This is a genomic window from Novosphingobium terrae, assembly GCF_017163935.1.
GTDB lineage: Bacteria > Pseudomonadota > Alphaproteobacteria > Sphingomonadales > Sphingomonadaceae > Novosphingobium > Novosphingobium terrae.
Map to the genome: position 1 here is coordinate 1806743 of NZ_JABVZR010000001.1, position 18363 is coordinate 1825105.

Annotated in this window: 16 protein-coding genes and 2 pseudogenes; 15 read left to right on the plus strand and 3 right to left on the minus strand. The window is 60.7% G+C overall.

Translation table 11 applies throughout. The features are described 5' to 3' along the window. Positions 1 to 172: 172 nt before the first annotated feature. Together HGK27_RS08235 and HGK27_RS08240 are read right to left on the minus strand one after the other, a co-directional pair. Positions 173 to 1210 carry an IS110 family RNA-guided transposase gene (locus HGK27_RS08235; RefSeq protein WP_206239818.1) on the minus strand — a complete coding sequence of 346 codons (1038 nt, stop codon included), beginning with the start codon at positions 1208 to 1210 and terminating at the stop codon, positions 173 to 175. Between the two features lie 82 nt (positions 1211 to 1292). Next, positions 1293 to 2252 (minus strand): annotated as a pseudogene (locus HGK27_RS08240) (catalase); the annotation flags it as partial. A gap of 251 nt (positions 2253 to 2503) precedes the next feature. Here HGK27_RS08240 and HGK27_RS08245 point away from each other — a divergent pair. The 11 genes and pseudogenes from HGK27_RS08245 (at position 2504) to HGK27_RS08300 (ending at position 12890) form a co-directional block, all read left to right on the plus strand. Then, positions 2504 to 2962: a hypothetical protein gene (locus tag HGK27_RS08245; RefSeq protein WP_206240092.1), complete on the plus strand. Its 459-nt coding sequence runs from the start codon at positions 2504 to 2506 to the stop codon at positions 2960 to 2962. Positions 2963 to 3254: 292 nt separating this feature from the next. After that, complete coding sequence (locus HGK27_RS08250; protein WP_206240093.1) at positions 3255 to 3911, plus strand: PIG-L deacetylase family protein; 657 nt, start codon at positions 3255 to 3257, stop codon at positions 3909 to 3911. Beyond that, on the plus strand, positions 3908 to 5584 hold the full coding sequence (locus HGK27_RS08255; protein ID WP_206240094.1) for an SAM-dependent methyltransferase: 1677 nt from the start codon (positions 3908 to 3910) through the stop codon (positions 5582 to 5584). Before HGK27_RS08250 ends, HGK27_RS08255 begins: the two co-directional genes overlap by 4 nt. Beyond that, positions 5585 to 6742 (plus strand): glycosyltransferase, encoded by a 1158-nt coding sequence (locus HGK27_RS08260; RefSeq protein WP_206240095.1) that lies wholly within the window; start codon positions 5585 to 5587, stop codon positions 6740 to 6742. A gap of 123 nt (positions 6743 to 6865) precedes the next feature. Next, positions 6866 to 8116: an NRAMP family divalent metal transporter gene (locus HGK27_RS08265; RefSeq protein WP_241126942.1), complete on the plus strand. Its 1251-nt coding sequence runs from the start codon at positions 6866 to 6868 to the stop codon at positions 8114 to 8116. A 139-nt stretch (positions 8117 to 8255) separates the two neighbouring features. Then, positions 8256 to 9170: pseudogene (locus HGK27_RS31400) on the plus strand (carbohydrate porin). A gap of 284 nt (positions 9171 to 9454) precedes the next feature. Further along, positions 9455 to 10033 (plus strand): SRPBCC family protein, encoded by a 579-nt coding sequence (locus HGK27_RS08280; protein ID WP_206240099.1) that lies wholly within the window; start codon positions 9455 to 9457, stop codon positions 10031 to 10033. Beyond that, positions 10033 to 11223 (plus strand): zinc-dependent alcohol dehydrogenase, encoded by a 1191-nt coding sequence (locus tag HGK27_RS08285; protein ID WP_206240100.1) that lies wholly within the window; start codon positions 10033 to 10035, stop codon positions 11221 to 11223. The genes HGK27_RS08280 and HGK27_RS08285 overlap by 1 nt, the downstream gene beginning before the upstream one ends. An 11-nt stretch (positions 11224 to 11234) precedes the next feature. After that, positions 11235 to 12023, plus strand: coding sequence for an SDR family NAD(P)-dependent oxidoreductase (locus HGK27_RS08290; RefSeq protein WP_206240101.1), 789 nt, complete (start codon positions 11235 to 11237; stop codon positions 12021 to 12023). 36 nt (positions 12024 to 12059) lie between these two features. Continuing rightward, positions 12060 to 12254: a hypothetical protein gene (locus HGK27_RS08295; RefSeq protein WP_206240102.1), complete on the plus strand. Its 195-nt coding sequence runs from the start codon at positions 12060 to 12062 to the stop codon at positions 12252 to 12254. A 162-nt stretch (positions 12255 to 12416) separates the two neighbouring features. After that, a complete protein-coding gene (locus HGK27_RS08300; RefSeq protein WP_206240103.1) occupies positions 12417 to 12890 on the plus strand; it encodes a PRC-barrel domain containing protein in 474 nt (157 codons plus the stop codon). Between the two features lie 243 nt (positions 12891 to 13133). Here the strand turns inward: HGK27_RS08300 and HGK27_RS08305 are convergent, their stop codons facing one another. Beyond that, the gene (locus HGK27_RS08305; protein ID WP_241126944.1) at positions 13134 to 14132 is read right to left on the minus strand and encodes a sensor histidine kinase; all 999 of its coding nucleotides are present in this window, start codon (positions 14130 to 14132) and stop codon (positions 13134 to 13136) included. A 341-nt stretch (positions 14133 to 14473) separates the two neighbouring features. Here HGK27_RS08305 and HGK27_RS08310 point away from each other — a divergent pair, with 341 nt between their 5' ends. The 4 genes from HGK27_RS08310 to HGK27_RS08325 are packed head-to-tail and all read left to right on the plus strand — an operon-like array spanning position 14474 to position 18266. Beyond that, positions 14474 to 15211 (plus strand): Crp/Fnr family transcriptional regulator, encoded by a 738-nt coding sequence (locus tag HGK27_RS08310; RefSeq protein ID WP_206240104.1) that lies wholly within the window; start codon positions 14474 to 14476, stop codon positions 15209 to 15211. 10 nt (positions 15212 to 15221) lie between these two features. Next, on the plus strand, positions 15222 to 15410 hold the full coding sequence (locus HGK27_RS08315; RefSeq protein WP_206240105.1) for a hypothetical protein: 189 nt from the start codon (positions 15222 to 15224) through the stop codon (positions 15408 to 15410). A gap of 46 nt (positions 15411 to 15456) precedes the next feature. Next, on the plus strand, positions 15457 to 15990 hold the full coding sequence (locus HGK27_RS08320) for a hemerythrin domain-containing protein (protein WP_206240106.1): 534 nt from the start codon (positions 15457 to 15459) through the stop codon (positions 15988 to 15990). A gap of 44 nt (positions 15991 to 16034) precedes the next feature. Next, positions 16035 to 18266, plus strand: coding sequence for a hypothetical protein (locus tag HGK27_RS08325; protein WP_206240107.1), 2232 nt, complete (start codon positions 16035 to 16037; stop codon positions 18264 to 18266). Positions 18267 to 18363 lie beyond the last annotated feature (97 nt).

The window sequence follows — 18363 nt, forward strand, 5'->3', positions numbered from 1 at the left end:
CGGACTGCTGGCCCTGATGGGGTCCGAAAAACAGAGTTCCTATCGCCTTCACAGGCTGTTGCGCCTAAGACTTTCCACGGGTTGTCCCTGTTCCCGGTCTGACCGGTGTCGCCATCATTTCTCTTTGCGCTCACAACTCCGTTCGGCCGATCACCTCAGCCGGATTGCGTACTCATGCGGCCAATCCGGGCACATGGTGTGATTGATAGACCTGACCGCGTGTCATGACCGCCCACGCGATCCGCGCTATCTTGTTGGCCATGGCGACGCTGGCCACGCGGGCAGATTTTCTAGCCAGTATCCCAACGAGAAACGGGTGAACCGTTGCAGGGCCCTCCTTGGCGCGGCGTAGCAGGGAGGTCGCCCCGATGACCAACAGCTGCCGTAGATATTTATCGCCCATCTTGGTGATCCGGCCAAGGCGCTCCTTGCCGCCACTCGACTGCTGACGCGGTGTCAGGCCAAGCCATGCGGCAAACTGGCGGCCAGACCTGAACTGGTGCGGGTCGGTAACCGATGCTGCCAGCGCGGTTGCGCCAATCGAACCAATGCCCGGGATCGTCGCCAACCGACGCGCCATGTCATCGCTTCGCCGGAGAGCTTCCAGGCGCAAATCAAGTTCATGAAGCCGGGCATGAAGCTTGAGCACCAGCTCGCACAGCATGCCGATCACCTGCGCCGCTTGTGGTGGCAGATCAATCGCGGCCTCGCCATCTTCGATCTGTTGCGCCAGATGCAGCGCCCGCCCAAGTCCGATCGGAATGGCGATACCAAACTCTGCTAACTGGCAGCGCATCATGTTGACCAACTGTGTACGTTGACCAGTCAAAAGAGAGCGCACCCGGTGAAGTGACAGGGCCGCCTGCTGCTCACGAGACTTGATCGCCACGAACCGCATCGTCGGACGTGTCACCGCCTCGCAGATGGCCTCGGCATCAGCAGCATCGTTCTTGCCGCGTTTTACATAGGGCTTCACGTAGCATGGCGGCATCAGTCGCACCTCGTGACCAAGGTTTTGCAGTTCCCGCGCCCAATGATGCGATGTCCCGCAAGCCTCGATGCCGACAAGGCAGGGCGATAGCCTTGCAAAGAAGGGCAACATTTGCGCTCGGCGCAACGCCTTGCGCACAATGACGGTGCCCTCTTTGTCGACACCGTGAACCTGGAAGACATTTTTGGCCAGATCGAGGCCGATCGTGCTAATTTCCATGGCGGATGGCTCCTTGCGTGGGTTTGCCTGACGGCAACCTCATCATGACATTCAAATGTCGTGAGCGGGAGCCATCCACCTCATCCCCTGCGTTGATCGCGTCCCAGAGGTCGCGGCGATGGAAATCGGGATCGGCACCATTGATCTTGACCGCCTCATTCCAGGCAACCGATTGCAAACCCTGCTTGGGCTTCCAGTGAAATTTGACGAAAGTGGACTTGCCTGCGGCATCGAGCAGGCGGAAGGTATGGACGCCGAAGCCTTCCATCGTCCTGAATGAGCGCGGGATTGCCCGATCCGACATCGTCCACATGATCATATGAATGCTTTCCGGGCTCAGGCTCACGAAATCCCAGAAATTGTCATGAGCTGTCTGAGCCTGGGGAAAGGCGCGATCAGGCTCGGGTTTGGCGGCATGAACGAGATCGGGGAACTTCATCGCGTCCTGGATGAAGAAAACCGGGATGTTATTGCCAACCAGGTCCCAGTTGCCCTCCTGCGTATAGAGTTTGACGGCGAAGCCGCGCACGTCGCGTGCCAGATCGAATGAGCCTTTGGAGCCAGCAACCGTCGAGAAGCGCACGAAGGCAGGGGTGCGTTCGCCGACACGCTGGAAGATGTCGGCCCGCGACACGTCAGCGAGGCTGTCAGTGAGCTCGAAGAAGCCATGAGCACCATAGCCGCGGGCATGCACCACGCGTTCAGGGATACGCTCATGGTCGAAATGAAAGATCTTTTCCCGAAAATGGGCATCTTCGAGGAGCGTGGGGCCGCGGGTGCCCTGCTTCAGGCTGTTCTGATCGTCGGCAACGGGGACACCTTGTGCGCTGGTGAGCGTGGCAACGCCGTCGCCGGCGATCTGACGCGTTTCACCGCCAAGCCCCTGTGGCTCGCCATAGCTCAAAGTGGTGTTGGCATCGGAGGGAACGGGGGAAGCCTTCTGCGGCGACTCTCCGGGGATGTCGGCACCTGCCAGATCAGAAGGAATGAAGTTGGCGTCAGGCTTTACGGCAGCTTTGGGCGATACTGGCTTTTTGACCATGGTGCGCTTTCCTCGTTGTAGAGCTGTTGCAGCTTTTCCACTCGCCGGTGAGCACGTGGCGCGGGCCGCAAAAAGACTACGCGGCAGAGGACCCCGGGTTGCGTGAAATACGGGCGACTTAACCTGCATTAGGACGATTGATGTGCCGAAGGGCGCAACAGCTCGTTCGCACAGGCGTTCATCATCTCGAGAGCATTGATGATAGAAATGCTTTTTCTCCAATGTCCGATGGCCAGCAAAGGAGCGGAGCCATGTTCGACGTCTTAGGGAACTGGAGCCGGGTGACGGCCTCGGGCGCTGCCATGGGCCGGACCAGCCTTGATGCAATTGAGACCCTGGAGGTCGCCCATGAGGTGATCGCCGCGCGCATAGCGATCATTGGACTGGCGACGGCATCTCCGATGAGTGAAGCGCACGGCGAGCTTGAACGTATAATCCCTGAGAAGGTCACGGCCTTTTCCGAGGCAGGATCAGCGGTCATGTCGACCTGCTGGGCGGCGCAAACGGCATGGATGGGGCATCTCGAACATCTGGGTATCATGACGATGCGTCCGCAAATCCCCACAGCTCTGGCGCTAAAGGAGCTGGGCGATACGCTGCTGATCATGGCGGTGGAGACTGTTGAGGCAACGGCGCGCCTGGGAGCCGGCGCGCTGGAGCCGGTTCACCGACAAGTTGTTGCCAACGCACGGCGCCTTTGCAAGCGGTGAGGTCATCGGCCATGACAAATCTGGCAAAGGTCGCAAGACGTCTTGGGCCTAAAAATCTGACAACCGATGGTGGACCCGGTTTCCATGAACCTCCTCCACGTCTGGTCGCATTTGGGGCCTTCGTTTCTTCCCCCTTCAGCACGGCGCCTGCGATTGGCGTTAAGTCAGATGCATGCGGTATCGCCAAGGTCTGGACGCTTTGCCTTGCCCGCATCGCGTCGACCCTTTTAACATTCAGACTAACGGCTCGCCTGACCGCGTGCTGTGATCCGGCGCGAGCGCTATGAGGGGCTTGCAGGAGCTGCTCCTGCCTTCTGCCCCGTTGCTCGTGCTGGCTCCTCATCCCGATGATGAGATCCTCGGCTGCGCTCGCCTCATGCAGCACGCGGCGGCCAAAGGCTGTCCCGTCGTGATTATCTGGCTCACCAATGGCGGCGCATCTCATGGCTTGTTGGAAGCCGACGAGCACATAGCGCTGATATCGCGTCGACGCGCTGAAGCGGCCCAAGGCGTTCGGGCGCTTGGTATTGCTCCGATTGCCACCTATCACCTCGACTACCCCGACGGCAGCCTGAACGACCATCTTGCCATGGCCAAAGAGGATGTTGAGCGCATATGCCTGCTCCATGCTGTCGCTACGGTCGCGGTCACGGATGATGGCGACAGCCACCCCGATCACAGGGCGGCTCACGCGCTCGCGATGGGGCTGAAGCGCCCCAAGCGGCTACTGGGTTATCCGGTCAGTGCGCGCTTCGAAGGGGCGGCCTATTCCCCGCCTGTCGATGCGGTGCGGCTCGATGGCTCAACGAATGACGCCAAGCGCTCCGCGCTCCTTGAGCATCGCTCGCAGATGGAGGCGACCGCCATTTGCCCGATGACGCTGGCGACCATCGAGCGATTTTGCGCCGATCCGGAATATTTCATCCTGCTGGAAAGGAAAGCGCCTTGAGAAGCGATGTCGCGTCAGAGCGCGGATCTTATTTTGACGCCCTTTATGCCGGAAGCATGGATCCCTGGCGCTTCGAGGACAGCGAATACGAAAGCGCCAAGCGCGCCGATACACTGGGTTTCCTCCGCGCCCACTACAGCCGCGCGTGCGAGGTCGGTTGCTCCATCGGGGTGCTCTCGGAGCAGATCGCACCACGATGCGATACCTTTCTGGGGGTCGACATTGCGGAGGCCGCCGCATCGCGGGCCCGAGGTCGGCTCGTGCGGCTCCCTAATGCCGACGTGCGCGTCATGCATGTGCCTTACGATGACCTGGATGCTGACGTTGACCTCCTGGTCCTGTCAGAAGTGCTTTACTTCCTTTCGCGCGACGAAATCAGCGCCATGGCCGATTTGGCCAGGCGGCGCGTTGTGCCGGGCGGCGACGTGCTCATCGTCAGCTACGATGGCGAAACGCAGACCGGGCTGAGTGGGCGCGAGGCAACTGACATGCTGCTTGCTGCATGCGCGCCGGACTTTGACCTCCTGCGCGGCGAACAGCGCGAGGGCTACCACGTCCGGCTCCTTCGACGTCGAAGAAATTACCCTCCTTCATTCGATACCGCTCTTGAGCGCATTCGCGTCGCCGCCGGGCAAAAGGATCAGTCGGGCGCAGGATTGGATGAGGAAATCCGATGGCTGGGCGATGCGGGCCTGCTCCGCGAGGCATTGCCGCAGCGCCTGTCGGGTATGGCAAGCTGGAGCGACGATCCTTTGTCCTGCTTTGCGGTCCTGCGGCGTATAGGTGCAGCCAGCCTGCCGGTCGGGCGCTTGTTTGAAGGGCACGTCAACGCCGCTCAACTGATTGGTCTATACGGCGAGCCATCTCTGCAAAAGCGCTGCGCTGAGGCCGTGAGGGATGGGGCTCTGCTCGGTGTTTGGGGCGCAGATGGTACGGCTCCGCTCACTGCAAGCATGTCACCTGAAGGTTATGCGTTGAGCGGCACAAAAGCCTTCTGTTCGGGCCTGGGCCTGGTGAAGGCCGCGCTCGTCAGCGCGCTGATGGGAGACAACACGCATCTGTTTTATGTTGTGGTTGACGATCGAGCACGGATGGACGGCGGCCAATGGGAGGTTTCGGGGATGCGTGCCACCCGGTCTGGTGGCTATGATTTCAATGGCGTCATCTTGCCTCATGATGCCGCAGTTGGCGGACCGGATGCCTATTATATCGAGCCTCATTTCCTGGGCGGGATGATGCGCATGGGGGCGGTGCAGTTGGGCGGGCTGGACGCATTGCTTGAGGAAACTGTTGCAGCTCTGCGCCTGCGAGGAAAGGGAGAGGATGCTCTGGCCTCTTTGCGCATCGGCCAGATTGCGAGCCTTCGGGGTTTGGCTCTGGCCTCGGTTGAGCGATTGGCCCGGCGCCTTGTAGATCAAGCGCCAGCTCAGGAAATCGCTCATGAGGCTGTGCTGATGCGTGAGGGCTTGGAGCATTGCATCATCCAGGCGTTGGAAATTGCAGAGCGTGGCCTCGGCACACTGGCGCACCGCGAAACCACGTCGGTCTCGCGGCTGCGGCGCGATCTGTCATTCTACATCCGTCAGGCGGCTGTTGACGAGCGCTTGATGGCCATCGGGCGCCAACACCTCGCTGTCGAACAAGCGCATAGCCTCCCGCAGGGCGGCCGATAGATGGCCTATCTGGCGCTCAGCGACGACGCGCTGCTGCTGCAGACACCGGCGGCACCAGGCCAGGATGCTGGGCGGCTTCGGAGCATCGCTGTTGCCCTGCCCGCAATGGATGAGGAGGCGGATCTTCCGGCTTGTCTTGCGGCGCTTGATGCAGCGGCGGCGCGATATGACGGAACTGTCACGGTGATGGTTCTTGCTAACAACTGCCGGGACGGAACAGTCGATGTCCTCGAGCGAGCGAGACTGAACCATGCTCGGCTTGAATGGACCGCCTTGTCGCTGCTTCCCGCTTACCGTCACGCCGGTTGGGCCCGGCGCCTTGCTTTTGACCAGGCAGCAACCTTCTTGTTGTCCTCCGATGATGTGCTGGCTTGCACCGATGCCGACACACTGGTTGCGCCCGACTGGTTCGTGCGGACCATCCGGCACATTGATGGGGGCGCGGATGCGGTGGCGGGGCGGGCTTTGACGCGACGTAGCGACCGGGCAACCCTTGGACGCGAGGCGGCCCTTCGTCTCAACATGCTGGGACGCTACTACACGGCCCTCGACTGGCTGCGCGCCCAAGCGGCACCTCCCGACGATCCCTGGCCTCGCCATTTTTTCGAGGGCGGCGCGAGCATCGCTCTTACGCTGGATGTTTACCGTCGGATCGGCGGGGCTCCGACGCCGAGTGTGGCGGAAGACCGAGCACTGTTTTCTGCGGTTCGAGAGGCAGGCGGACGGGTACGGCACCCGCTCGATGTGCGCGTGTTTACGTCAAGCCGAACGGAGGGCCGGGCGGCTGGGGGCATGGCCGATACTCTCGCGAAATGGATTTCTCAGAGGCCGGACGAACTGCTTCACGAAACCTACTTTCTGCCTGCGGCGCTCGATCCCGAGCGCGCGCAAGCCGAGGATCAACTCTCCTTTTCGACCTTGCCGAGGGCAATCAGCATGGCACAAGAGATGATCCGTCAAAGCCGGCTTCAAGCGGCGGCCTCAACGCAGGACGCCTCGCGTCAGGATGTTCCTCTCCGTAGGGCGACAACCCGGGGGGCCTTCATGCTGTGTAACGGCTCGCCTGGCGAGGCTGAGCGGCATTCAAGCCACGATATGATCGCATCCCTTCACGGGAAGGACGTCGCTATGGAAAATTTATATTCAGACCTTCGCTGAACTCGCCGACCCACGGGGTGTTTCACGAAGCCAAAACAAAAAATCAAAAGGTGGGATGATTGGGATGGGACAGTCCACAAACCCGAGACCTTCGACGCAATGCTCTGTCTACGGGCTCCTGCCATGAGCATGCTGGATCAGATCAAGCGCCTCGGACCAGGGCTGGTCACCGGTGCGGCGGACGACGACCCCAGCGGCATCGCGACCTATTCCCAAGCGGGAGCACAATTCGGCACTGGCCTGCTCTGGAGCATGCTCTTTGCCTATCCGCTGATGGTGGCGACCCAACTGGCCAGTGCGCGCGTCGGACGTGTGACCGGCAAGGGGCTGGGCCACAGCCTCAAGGCGGTGATGCCGCGCTGGTTGATCATCATGCTGGTTGCGGCACTTTTTGTTGCCAACACAATCAACATCGGCGCTGATCTGGCCGCCATGGGCGAAGCTGCAGGCATGACGCTGGGTTTCGGACAGCACGGCTTCACCATCCTCTTCGCACTGGCCTCACTGCTGCTGCAAATGTTCATCCCTTATGACCGCTATGCCGCGATCCTCAAATGGTTGACCCTGGTGCTGCTGGCCTATGTAGCGCTGGTCTTCATGGTGAAGGTCGATTGGGGGCAGGCGCTGCACGATCTGATCGTGCCGCATCTCGACACCCGTCAGGCTGTGACGACGATGGTCGCGATTCTTGGCACGACGATCAGCCCTTTCCTCTTCTTCTGGCAGGCCGCGCAAGAGGTAGAAGAGCTTGATCAGGTAGAGGAGCGCCAGCCTCTGGAGGAAGCGGAACATCAAGCCCAGGATGCCTTCACTCGCATCCGGCTGGACACGTTCACCGGCATGGCAGTGTCGAACATCGTGGCGCTGGCGATCATGCTGGGCACGGCGGCCACACTCCACGCCCATGGCAAGACCGATATCCAGAGCGCCGCTGATGCTGCCAAGGCGCTGCAGCCGGTGGCGGGCAAGCTGGCCTTTGCAATCTTCAGCCTCGGCATCATCGGCACCGGCTTTCTGGCGGTGCCTGTGCTGGCAGGCGCTTCGGGTTATGCTGTGTGCGAAGTGGGCGGGTGGTCCGCCAGCTTGCAGGACAAGCCTTGGCGTGCGCGGGTGTTCTACACCGTCATTGCGCTGGGCATGATGCCGGGCATCGGCCTCGACTGGTCGCCCATTTCGCCAATGAAGGCGCTTTTCTGGTGCTCCGTGATCAATGGCGTGGTGGCGGTGCCGGTGCTGGTGGCGCTGATGCTGGTGGTGTCGAAACCGTCAGTGATGGGTGAATTCACCGCCCCGCTCTCCCTGAAGATTTTCGGCTGGATCACGACCGTCGCCATGGCGGACGCAGCGATTGCCATGATCGCGGTCCCGGGATGAGGCGGGTCTCGCTCCTGCTGCCTCTGGCTATGCTTCCCGGCACGGCAGAGGCTGATGATGCGGCGCCACCTGTGTTCACCGCCACGTTGCGTGACATTCTGGATGGCTGGGCGATTGCCAGCGCCGGTTCGCCTGCGCCATGGCACTCAACAGGGCGCAATTGGCCGCCACTTTGGCAGGAGACCGGATTGGCCTGCCGGGCCTTGCCGTCCACGCCCAGATCTTCAACCTTGCGGGCAGCAGTCTGAGTGAGCGTACCAAGGACATCCAGACTGCCGACGCCATCGACGCTGTGCCCATGACCCGCCTGTTCGAATTCTGGATCGAGAAGCGCTTCGGTTCTGAGGAACGTAATGTCGCATTACGCGCCGGACTGGTGGACGTGAACGCCGATTTTGATTCAATCGTCACCGCTAACTGGTTGGTCAACTCCTCGCACGGCATCGGAGCGGATATCGCGCGCAGCGGCCTGAACGGGCCATCGATCTATCCGGTATCCTCACTGGGTATCCGGGCCAGCTGGACGCCCAACAAGCACTGGACGGCACGCGTGGCAGTTCTCGATGGCGTGCCCGGCGATCCTGATCGACTCCGTGCCTTTGTGGTGGACCGTCTTGCGCCGCGCGATGGGGCTCTGACGATCGGGCAGATCGATTATCGCTAGTCGGAGAAGGGGCGCGTGGCTTTAGGCCTATGGGGTTATAGTCTGGCCCGTCCGACGCTCGACGGGGCCCGCTTCCGCCATGACCAAGGCTTCTATGTGGAGGCCGAAAGCGCCGTGCCCGGATCAGCCCATTGGAGCGGATGGCTGCGCTATGGCGAGGCTGCAGGCACGGTGCAGCAGGTCGATCGCTATTGGGGCGCGGGAATTGTCGGCAAGGGGCTGCTTCCAGCGCGCAAGGATGACCGCCTTGGGCTGGCCATCGCTTGTGCAAGGATCAGCACGCTGGCCATGCAAGGCAATGGCCTGCCGCGCCGCGAAACCTCATTCGAGACCAGCTACCAGTTCAAGTTAAGCGAGAAATGGGCGATCCAGCCCGATCTCCAGTATTAGCGCCACCCTGCCGCTGCGGCCCATACACCCGATGCTCTGGTGACGGGCTTACGGCTGATCCTGTCGCTGGGGGGCCCAAAACCGGCGCCCGCAACCGATGCATCAGACACCACCGTTCCTTCCGATGCGTCCGAACCCAAGGCGCCCGATGGGCAATCATCGTGAATGGACTAACATGGATCATCGTCGTCAGCGCGGATACAGCCCACTTCAGCGCAAGCGCGGAACATGAGCACTGGCGGCTGCTTGCCTCGAGACACGCCCTCTAGAGCGAGCTCTCCCCCATGACCGACAAGATGACGGACAACGCTCCGCCCGCTACCGCTAAAACGCAAGCCGGCGTTCAAGCCGGCCTCGACGCTATGCTGGGCGCCGAGGGCGACACTCTGATCGCTCATTCGGTCACCATCAACCGGCCACGCGATGAACTCTATGCCTTCTGGCATGATTTTGCGCGCTTGCCCGAATTCATGGACAATCTCGAACGGGTCGAGGTCATCGATGCGCTCCGCTCCCATTGGGTGGTGAAGGCGCCCGCTGGACGGACTGTTGAATGGGATGCGATCATTACCGAGGAGAAGGAAGGCGAACTCATCGCCTGGACCTCGACCGACAGCGCCGAGATCGCCAACAGCGGGCGCATTTCCTTCCGCGACGCCGGGGAGCGGGGCACGGTGGTCACCGCCACCATCGCCTACGATCCGCCTGGCGGTGTCGTTGGGCAAGTGCTTGCCAAGCTTTTCCAGCGCGAACCCGGTCTGCAGGCCCGGCGCGACTTGCGCCGTTTCAAGCAGCTCATGGAAACCGGCGAGATCGCCACCAATGCCCGCACCATCCACCAACGCGACGAGGAGAAGGCCTGATGCGCGCGCTCACCTGGCACGGCAAGCATGACGTCCGCGTCGACACGGTTGACGATCCCGAGATCGTCAACCCGCGCGATGCGATCATCAAGGTGACCTCCACCGCGATCTGCGGCTCGGACCTGCATCTCTATGACGGCTATATCCCGACGATGAAGGCGGGTGATATTCTGGGCCATGAATTCATGGGCGAGGTGGTGGAGGTCGGACCTGCTTCGACGCTGAAAAAGGGCCAGCGCGTTGTCGTGCCTTTCACCATAGCCTGCGGTTCGTGCTTCCATTGCGGCAAGCACCAATATTCCGCTTGCGACAACGGCAATCCGGCCGACAATCAGGATATCGCCATGGAGCTGTACGGCCAGCCCATGTCGGGCCTGTTCGGCTACAGCCACATGACCGGAGGCTATTCGGGCGGACAGGCCGAATATGTTCGTGTCCCCTTCAGCGATGTCGGCCCCATCGTCATTCCCGATGGGGTGGACGACGACAAGGTCCTGTTCCTCTCTGACATCCTGCCCACGGGCTGGCAGGCGGCGGAAAACGCGGGGATTGAACCTGGCGACACAGTCGCGGTGTGGGGCTGCGGCCCGGTTGGCCTCTTTGCCGTGCAGTCAGCCTTTATCATGGGGGCGGAGCGGGTGATCGCCATCGATCATTTCCCTCATCGGCTTGAGCTTGCTCGTAAGTTCGGCGCTGAGACGATCAACTTCGAGCAAAGCAAAACCTATGAAGCGCTGATGGAAATGACCGGGGGCATCGGCCCCGACGCGGTGATCGACGCGGTGGGCCTTGAGGCGCATGGCTTCTTCGTCGACAATGTCATTGACCAGATCAAAGCCTCCACCTTTCTGGGTACGGACCGCACCCATGCCATACGCCAGGCGATCCATGCCTGCCGCAAGGGCGGGCGCGTGTCGATGCCGGCTGTCTATGGCGGGCTGGTCGACAAGTTCCCGCTGGGGGCCTTCATGGAAAAGGGGCTGACGCTGAAAACCGGCCAGACCCATGTGCAGCATTATCTTCCCGGCCTGCTCAATGCGGTACTGGAGGACAAGATCGACACCACCTTCCTCATCAGCCATCGCCTGCCGCTCAATCAGGCGGCCGAGGGCTATCGCCTGTTCCACGATCATCAGGACGAAGTGACCAAGGTGGTGTTGAAGCCCGGTATGATGCCGGCCAGCGCGTGAGGAGAATGGGCATGACAAAGAAATTCGCAATCATCACTGGCGCCTCGACCGGCATTGGGCTGGAACTGGCGAAATTGGCGGCTCAGGACGGCTATGACCTGCTGATCGCGGCGGATGAGCCTGGCATCGAACCAGCCGCAGAAACTTTGCGAGACTATGGCGTGCTGGTCAAAGCGGTGGAGGCCGACCTTTCTACGCTTGAAGGCGTCGATACGCTTCTCGATGCTGTTGGAGAAGGAAGGGTTGATCTGCTCTGTGCAAACGCGGGGCGAGGGCTGGGCCATGGTTTCCTCGACCAGAGCGTTGCTGACTGGCGCCGCGTCGTGGACACCAACATCACCGGCACGCTCTATCTGCTGCAGCAGGTGCTGCGCGATATGGTGGGGCGCGATGACGGAAAGGTCCTCATCACGGGCTCGATTGCGGGCTTCATCCCCGGCAGTTTCCAGGCTGTCTACAACGGGACCAAGGCTTTTGTGGACAGCTTTGCTGACGCCATTCGCAACGAATTGAAAGACAGCAAGGGTTTGACCATCACCACACTGATGCCTGGCCCAGTGGAGACGGAATTCTTCGCCCGCGCCGATATGCTGGATACCGATGTCGGCGCTTCCGACAGCAAGAGCGATCCGGCCGATGTGGCGCATGATGGCTGGAAAGCGCTGATGGCGGGGGAAGCGAATATTGTCTCGGGGTGGAAGAACAAGGTGCAGGCCACGCTGGCCCATGTCACCCCCGCTGCCATCCTGGCCGAGCAGCACCGCCAGATGGCCGAGCCGGGCAGCGCTGATCCCGAATGAGCCATCCGGGAATTTTGTGGAAAAGAGGAGCGAGTTATGAACGACAATCACAAAGACCCCCGTGCCGAGGAAAAGGAAGGGCCGCTCGGTGACGTCATTCCCGACGCGGATGATCGGGACACCCGTACGGGAGGTGCCCAACCCGCGGAACCGGTCGAGGATCGTCCCAATGTTGGCCAGGTGAAGCCGGAGGATTACCCGCTGGAGGATCGGGCGCGCATCAAACCCTGATCGCTTTCGCCCGCCACATTACGTAAGGAGCCGGCCGCTGGACCAGATCGCCGGATGGATTGCGCCCTGCGCTGCGATAATCGCGGCCATGATGACCGCAGCCAACATCAATGCTCGCGTGACCGGATGGGGGTTTGTCGTCTTTCTTCTAGGCTCCCTCGCGTGGTCGACAGTGGGCGTCATCAGCGGCCAGACAAATCTCCTCGTTTCAAACGGTTTTTGACGTTCATCAACGTGATTGGCATATGGCGTTGGCTGGGGTGCCAGCGGGCCAATGAAGACGGCGGCCAGTCGGCAAAACGCGCGAGTTACCGCTCCACCGCACCCGAACTTTTCACAGCCGCCGGATTGGCGAGAATGGAAGTACGCGACAGCGCGGGTGACAAGGTCGGTAGCTGCGTCGAGGGGCTGCTGTGCTGTCATACAGGGCAAATCAGCTACGTGGTCGTGCGATGCGGCGGGGTTGGCGGGGTACAGGAAGAGCTGCGCGCCATAGCGCGCAATGACCTGAGTTTCAGCGGGGCATGTCTTGAGCTGCACCTCACCGCCGATCACTTCTCGCAGATTACGCCGCCGGCTGACGGAGCCTGGCCCGGCTCCGTTGCTCCTTTGCATGACGCTAACGGCGAAGGATGACCGCTCAGTTGCAGCCGCAAGCACCGCTGATGCAGACGGGTCAAGATCGAGATATCCCGCCGGCCTTGAACCGATCGACGGGCAGAGGCACTTAGCAACGCATTGCCGCCTGACGGTCTGGCCTGCGGCATTTGCTCCAACCAGAGTATCATTGGCAGTGAATGCGCGCTTATTTTTCGGATATCTTCACCGATCTACAATGACTGACCCACTCTCGACACCGTTTTTTCGCGCGACCCTGTCTCACTTTCCAAGACACATCTGGTCAAACCTTAACTCAATCAGGAGCCGCCCGGATCCCCATTCGCGCGAGATACGGCCGCCAAGGTCCTTGATCGCCATCGCTTCCAGCCGGCTTCCAAACCCGGTCGTCGAAGGAGGGGAAAGACCATCGTCGAGTCCTGTCTCCTCCCAGCTCAGGCAAACCTCGCCATCCTGCTCACGCACCTCGACGTACAGGCGGCCGAGAGTTGTGTGCAATGCGCCATATTTGGCTGAGTTGGTCGCCAGTTCGTGCAGCAGCAGCGCAAGGGAGGTGAGGCTGTGGGGGCCGACGAGCGTAGCAGCATCAGCCACCTGAATTATCGGTCCCATTTTGCCGTCATAGGGCTTCAGGATCGTCTCCAGAAGATTGCCAAGCGACACACTCGCCGGAGCGAAATTCTCGCTCAAACCTGTCAGCGTGGTTTCATGTGCGCGGGCGAGGGCGACCAATCGACCTTGAAGATCCTGCATGAGCGTCTCGACACTGTCCGCCCCGCGCCCGCAAAGCGAGACCAATCCGCTGGCCAGCGCGAACAGGTTTTTGATGCGATGGTTCATCTCGCGAAGCAGCAGGTGTTGTTTTTCTGCCATCTGCCGCGATTGGCTGATGTCCCTCGCAACCTTCGACGCGCCCAGCAGCTCGCCTTGTGCATCTCTGACCGGTGACACGGTCAGCGACACATCGACGAGGCTACCATCCTTGCGCCGCCGGACAGTTTCAAAGTGCTCAGTCCGTTCCCCCGCTTTGATCCGGGTGATAATCGCCTCTTCCTCGTGCAATCGATCGGCAGGTATGATCACGGTGATCGATGCACCGATCATCTCTTCGGGTGTATAGCCGAAAAGCTTTTGGGCCCCGGCATTCCAGCTCAGGACCGTGCCGTCGAGCGCCTTACTCACAATGGCGTCTTCCGACCCTTCTACGATCGCGGCCAGCCAGGCTGCTGGATCGAGCCCGCGCTTGAGTGTTGTGTTCATCTCTATCCGACCCATCGACTGGAAGGCGCTTGGTGCGCCCTTATCCTTGCTCTCTGGCTTGGCAATCAAGCATCGCCAGCTTTAAGAAAGATAATGCAATTTACACATGTGGCTGGCAACGCCCTTGCGTCATAGCGGTGCGCGCTGACCCACCGAAATCCCAAGGACATGTCGCGCTATGGCGCGGCTTTTGGCGGCTGCCAGCGACTTCCGCTCCGTCGCTTCGGAACAAAAACTAACCTAGATCAGGACGATTTTCCTGCCCGCTTCCGCAACAGGGGGGGGCTTCACCCATTAAGAGTATCACGACTTCGCACACCCACGTCGAGATACAGTCAGCCATGTTCACCCAGCGCTTTCTCAGAAATCGAAAGGGCGTTCGCCTTGAGGCTGAAGAGCGCGCGCGCCTGGACAGCGCCATCAGCGAAGTAAGGTCCCTGCCTGCCAGAACCACGATCGTGCGCGCTGGCCAGGAGGTGGTTGAAAGCACGCTCTTACTCGAAGGCATCATGTCTCGCTACATCGACGACAATCAGGGGCTTCGTCAGCTGGTCGGCGTGCAGGTGCCAGGCGATTTCGTCGATCTGCATGGTTATCCGCTCAAGGTTCTGGATCATGATGTCGCGACGATGACGGCGGTGACCGTCGCGATCGTTCCCCATCAGCAGCTCGACGCAATCACTGCGGAAATGCCCGAGCTCGCCCGGAAACTCTGGTTTTCCACTCTGCTCGATGCGTCCATCCACCGGGCATGGCTGTTTCGACTGGGCCGCCTCGATGCCTTGGGCCGCGTGGCCCATTTCCTTTGTGAGACCAACGCCCGGCTCATGTATGCCGGGCTTAGCGATGGGCAGCGTTTTGTTCTGGGCATCACCCAGGCCGATATCGCCGAGATCTGCGGACTGACCAGCATCCATGTCAATCGCGTGATGCGACAGCTGCGCGAGGAAAACCTCTGCGTAGTGCGCTCCTCTCTGGTCGATATCCTCGACCCCGAGAGGCTGATTGCGCGCGCGCAGTTCGACCCGGCCTATCTCTATCTCGATAAGCCCCCCGCTCTCGGCCAGCCACCAGCATAAGGTTCGATCCATGACGAATGCGTTCACACCGCAACCCGAGACCCAACCCGGCGTGGCTAGTGCCGAGAACGGTCTTGTTGTCCTCGATGGTCCCGATGGCGTGGCCGTGACGATGACCGCCCACGCGGCCAGGCTGACCGGTGAGAGCCTTATCGCCGCAGCGCAAGAGGCCGCTGGCCAGATACACGACCCAACCTGAACCGTCTTCCCTACCGTCTTCCCTGAACCCACCCAAGGAGGCTACCATGACCACCCGCAAGGCCACTTCGCGCGCCAAGCCCAAAACCGGCTCGCGCTCGACCCGCAAAGCAACCACTGCTGCCAAGCGTCCACCCGATGCCATCAAGCTCCTCAAGGACGATCACAAGGAGGTGAAGGCCTGGTTCACGCAATACGACAAGGCCGACGACGATGCGCAAAAGCAGGAGCTGGCTGACAAAATTTGCCTGGCGCTGACCGTCCACACACAGATCGAGGAAGAGATTTTCTATCCGGCCGCTTACGATGCGATCGAGGATGACGATCTGCTCGATGAGGCCGAGGTCGAGCATGCCAGCGCCAAGGAGCTGATCGCACAGATCCAGGCGGGGAAAGTCGGCGATCCTCTCTTCGATGCCAAAGTCACCGTGTTGGGCGAATACATCAACCATCACGTCGAGGAGGAGGAAAAGGAGCTCTTCCCCGAATGCCGCGACAGCAAGATGGATCTCAAGGCCTTGGGCGAACAGCTTGCCGCGCGCAAGGCTGAGCTGATGGCTGAGGCGCCCGCTTCATCCTGACGGACACTGCTGGATGACGCGGTCGTGCCGCCTGGAGGATCAGCATGAGCCAAGCCAGTCATGATCTGACCTGCGGCACGACCGCCGTCAGCCCGTACGTGATGGGCTTTCGAGATGCTCTGTTTTCCGGACGGCTGAAACCGCATGGAAGTCTGACGTTAAGCGATCTGGAGATCGAGGTGGCGGCGGGTGGCGATGCCGCCTGGGCCATCGTCCGGCGCCACGGCAAGGGCGGTCTGGCAATTCGGCTAGCGTATGCGCCCGGATCGCATGTGACCTGTAGCCGTCTCAAAAAGGTTCGGGGCGGTCGCTATAATCTGGAGATAAGCAGCGCTCTCGGCCGCCATCACGTGGAGCTGAGAGCCGACGGGCACGACCTGCACCGGCTGCGGATCACGGTGCAGCTAACAAGCGCGGTGCCGTTGCTGATCCCGTTCCTGCCGCGCGATCTGTTGCCTCTTGGAATCAATGATGATCCGCTCTGCGCCAACGGACAGGTGGAGGCAGCCCAGCGAGGGCTCAACAGCGGGTTGCTCTATTTCCATCTGGATGAGCCAGGCTTTGGCAGCGTGCTTTATTTTCAGAATCTGACCGCACTCAATCCCTATTTCGTCGCCACCCACACAAAACCCGACGGGGCGGTCGGCGGCGTCTGGCCGGAATTGGGTTATCTGCCGCCCAGCCCACCGCAAAGTGGTACTCCGCCCACCCACGCTCTCCCTGAGGGGCAGCCGATCACGATCAGTGATGCAATCCTGATTTTTCGTGACGAAGGCGCAGCGGATGAACAACAGTCCGCACGGCATTTTATCCAGATGCTGGGGAGTGCCTACACCGCTCTCGAACTGCCGCAGCATCACTATCACGACTGGATCTGGCGGGCCGAGAGGACCCTGAGCGATCTGGAAAAATCACCCAAGGCCACAGTCACCTATCGTGGCCACACCTATGCGCACCCTTATACGGGCAGTGAATATCCCGACAGCATGGTGCAGCTCTCCCTCTTGGCGTGCCTTCGCGATTACACCGATTGGCGCGGCAAAGGCACAAGGCTGGAGGATGATTTCGCGAAAGGCCTGGAGCGATTTTTCGACAAGAAATTGGGTACGCTGCGCCGCTATCTCCCCAATGTGAGGGACGATAAGGATCCAGACGCGGTCGACAGCTGGTATCTCTATCACCCCCAGATGAATTTGGCCCGGCTCGCTCTCAAGGGCAATGAGCATGGCCGTGACTTATTTTTGCGCTGCGTCGATTTCGGCATCAAAGCGGCTCGGAAATTCAAATATAAGTGGCCGATCCAGTACCGGATCACAGACCTGTCGGTTATCACACCGACCGCGCCGGCTGACGGGCGCGGCCAGACCGATGTGGGCGGCCTCTACGCCTGGGTTATGTTGCAGGCTTATGAGCTGACGCGTGCGGAGCGTTTCCTGCATGAGGCTCAGGCGGCCATCGAGGCGGCGATGGGTATGCGGTTCAATCTCAACTATCAGGCCAATATCACAGCCTGGGGCGCGGCGGCTTGCCTGCGTTTGTGGCGTATCACCAACGATCACCGGTATCTCGACCAGAGTTATGTCTATCTCGCAAGCTTCTTTCATAACAGCGTGATATGGGAATCGGAGATCGGCGGCGCTGCGGCCTATCGCAATTTCCTGGGCGTGACCTGCTTGCAGGACGCGCCGTATATGGCGATCTACGAATGCTTCGACAGCTTTATCGCCTTCGAATGCTATTTGCGCGATAGCGGACCTGAACTTGAACCGGCTGCCCGGATGTTGCTGAGCGAGTACTGCAAATATGCGCTCGATCGGGCCTGGTTCTTCTATCCCGACGCGTTGCCCGAAGGTGGGCTGGCCACCGACATCCGCAATGGTCACATCGACCGCAAATTATCCTTTCCTCTGGAAGACCTCTATGTAGATGGCCAACCTGCCGGGCAGGTCGGGCAGGAAATCTACGGTGCCGGCGCCGCCTTTGCTTTTGCGGCGCGCATGTTCCATACCGTCGAGGGCGCTCCGTTCCAGTTGTTCTGTGACCATTTCATTATGGCCAGCGAGCGAACTGGCGAAACTTCAATCAGCATCAGCCTGAGTGGTGGTGAAAACTGCCTTGCTCACTTCAGTGTGATCCGCAAGGGCAAAGCCCAATTGCCCGCGATACGTCTTGTTACTGCAGGAGGGGATGTCGTGCGACCCTATAAATTTGAGGGCGGCCGGAAGGACTATCGAGTGCTGGCCAACACGCGGGTGATCCTCAGTTGGGACAGGTAGACTGACTGATCAACCTCGGCAAAATGATGGCCGTTGCGACCGGTTGCCCTTTGGTGCTGGTCGGCCCCCAGATCGGTATCCGATTGCCGGCGCCGCG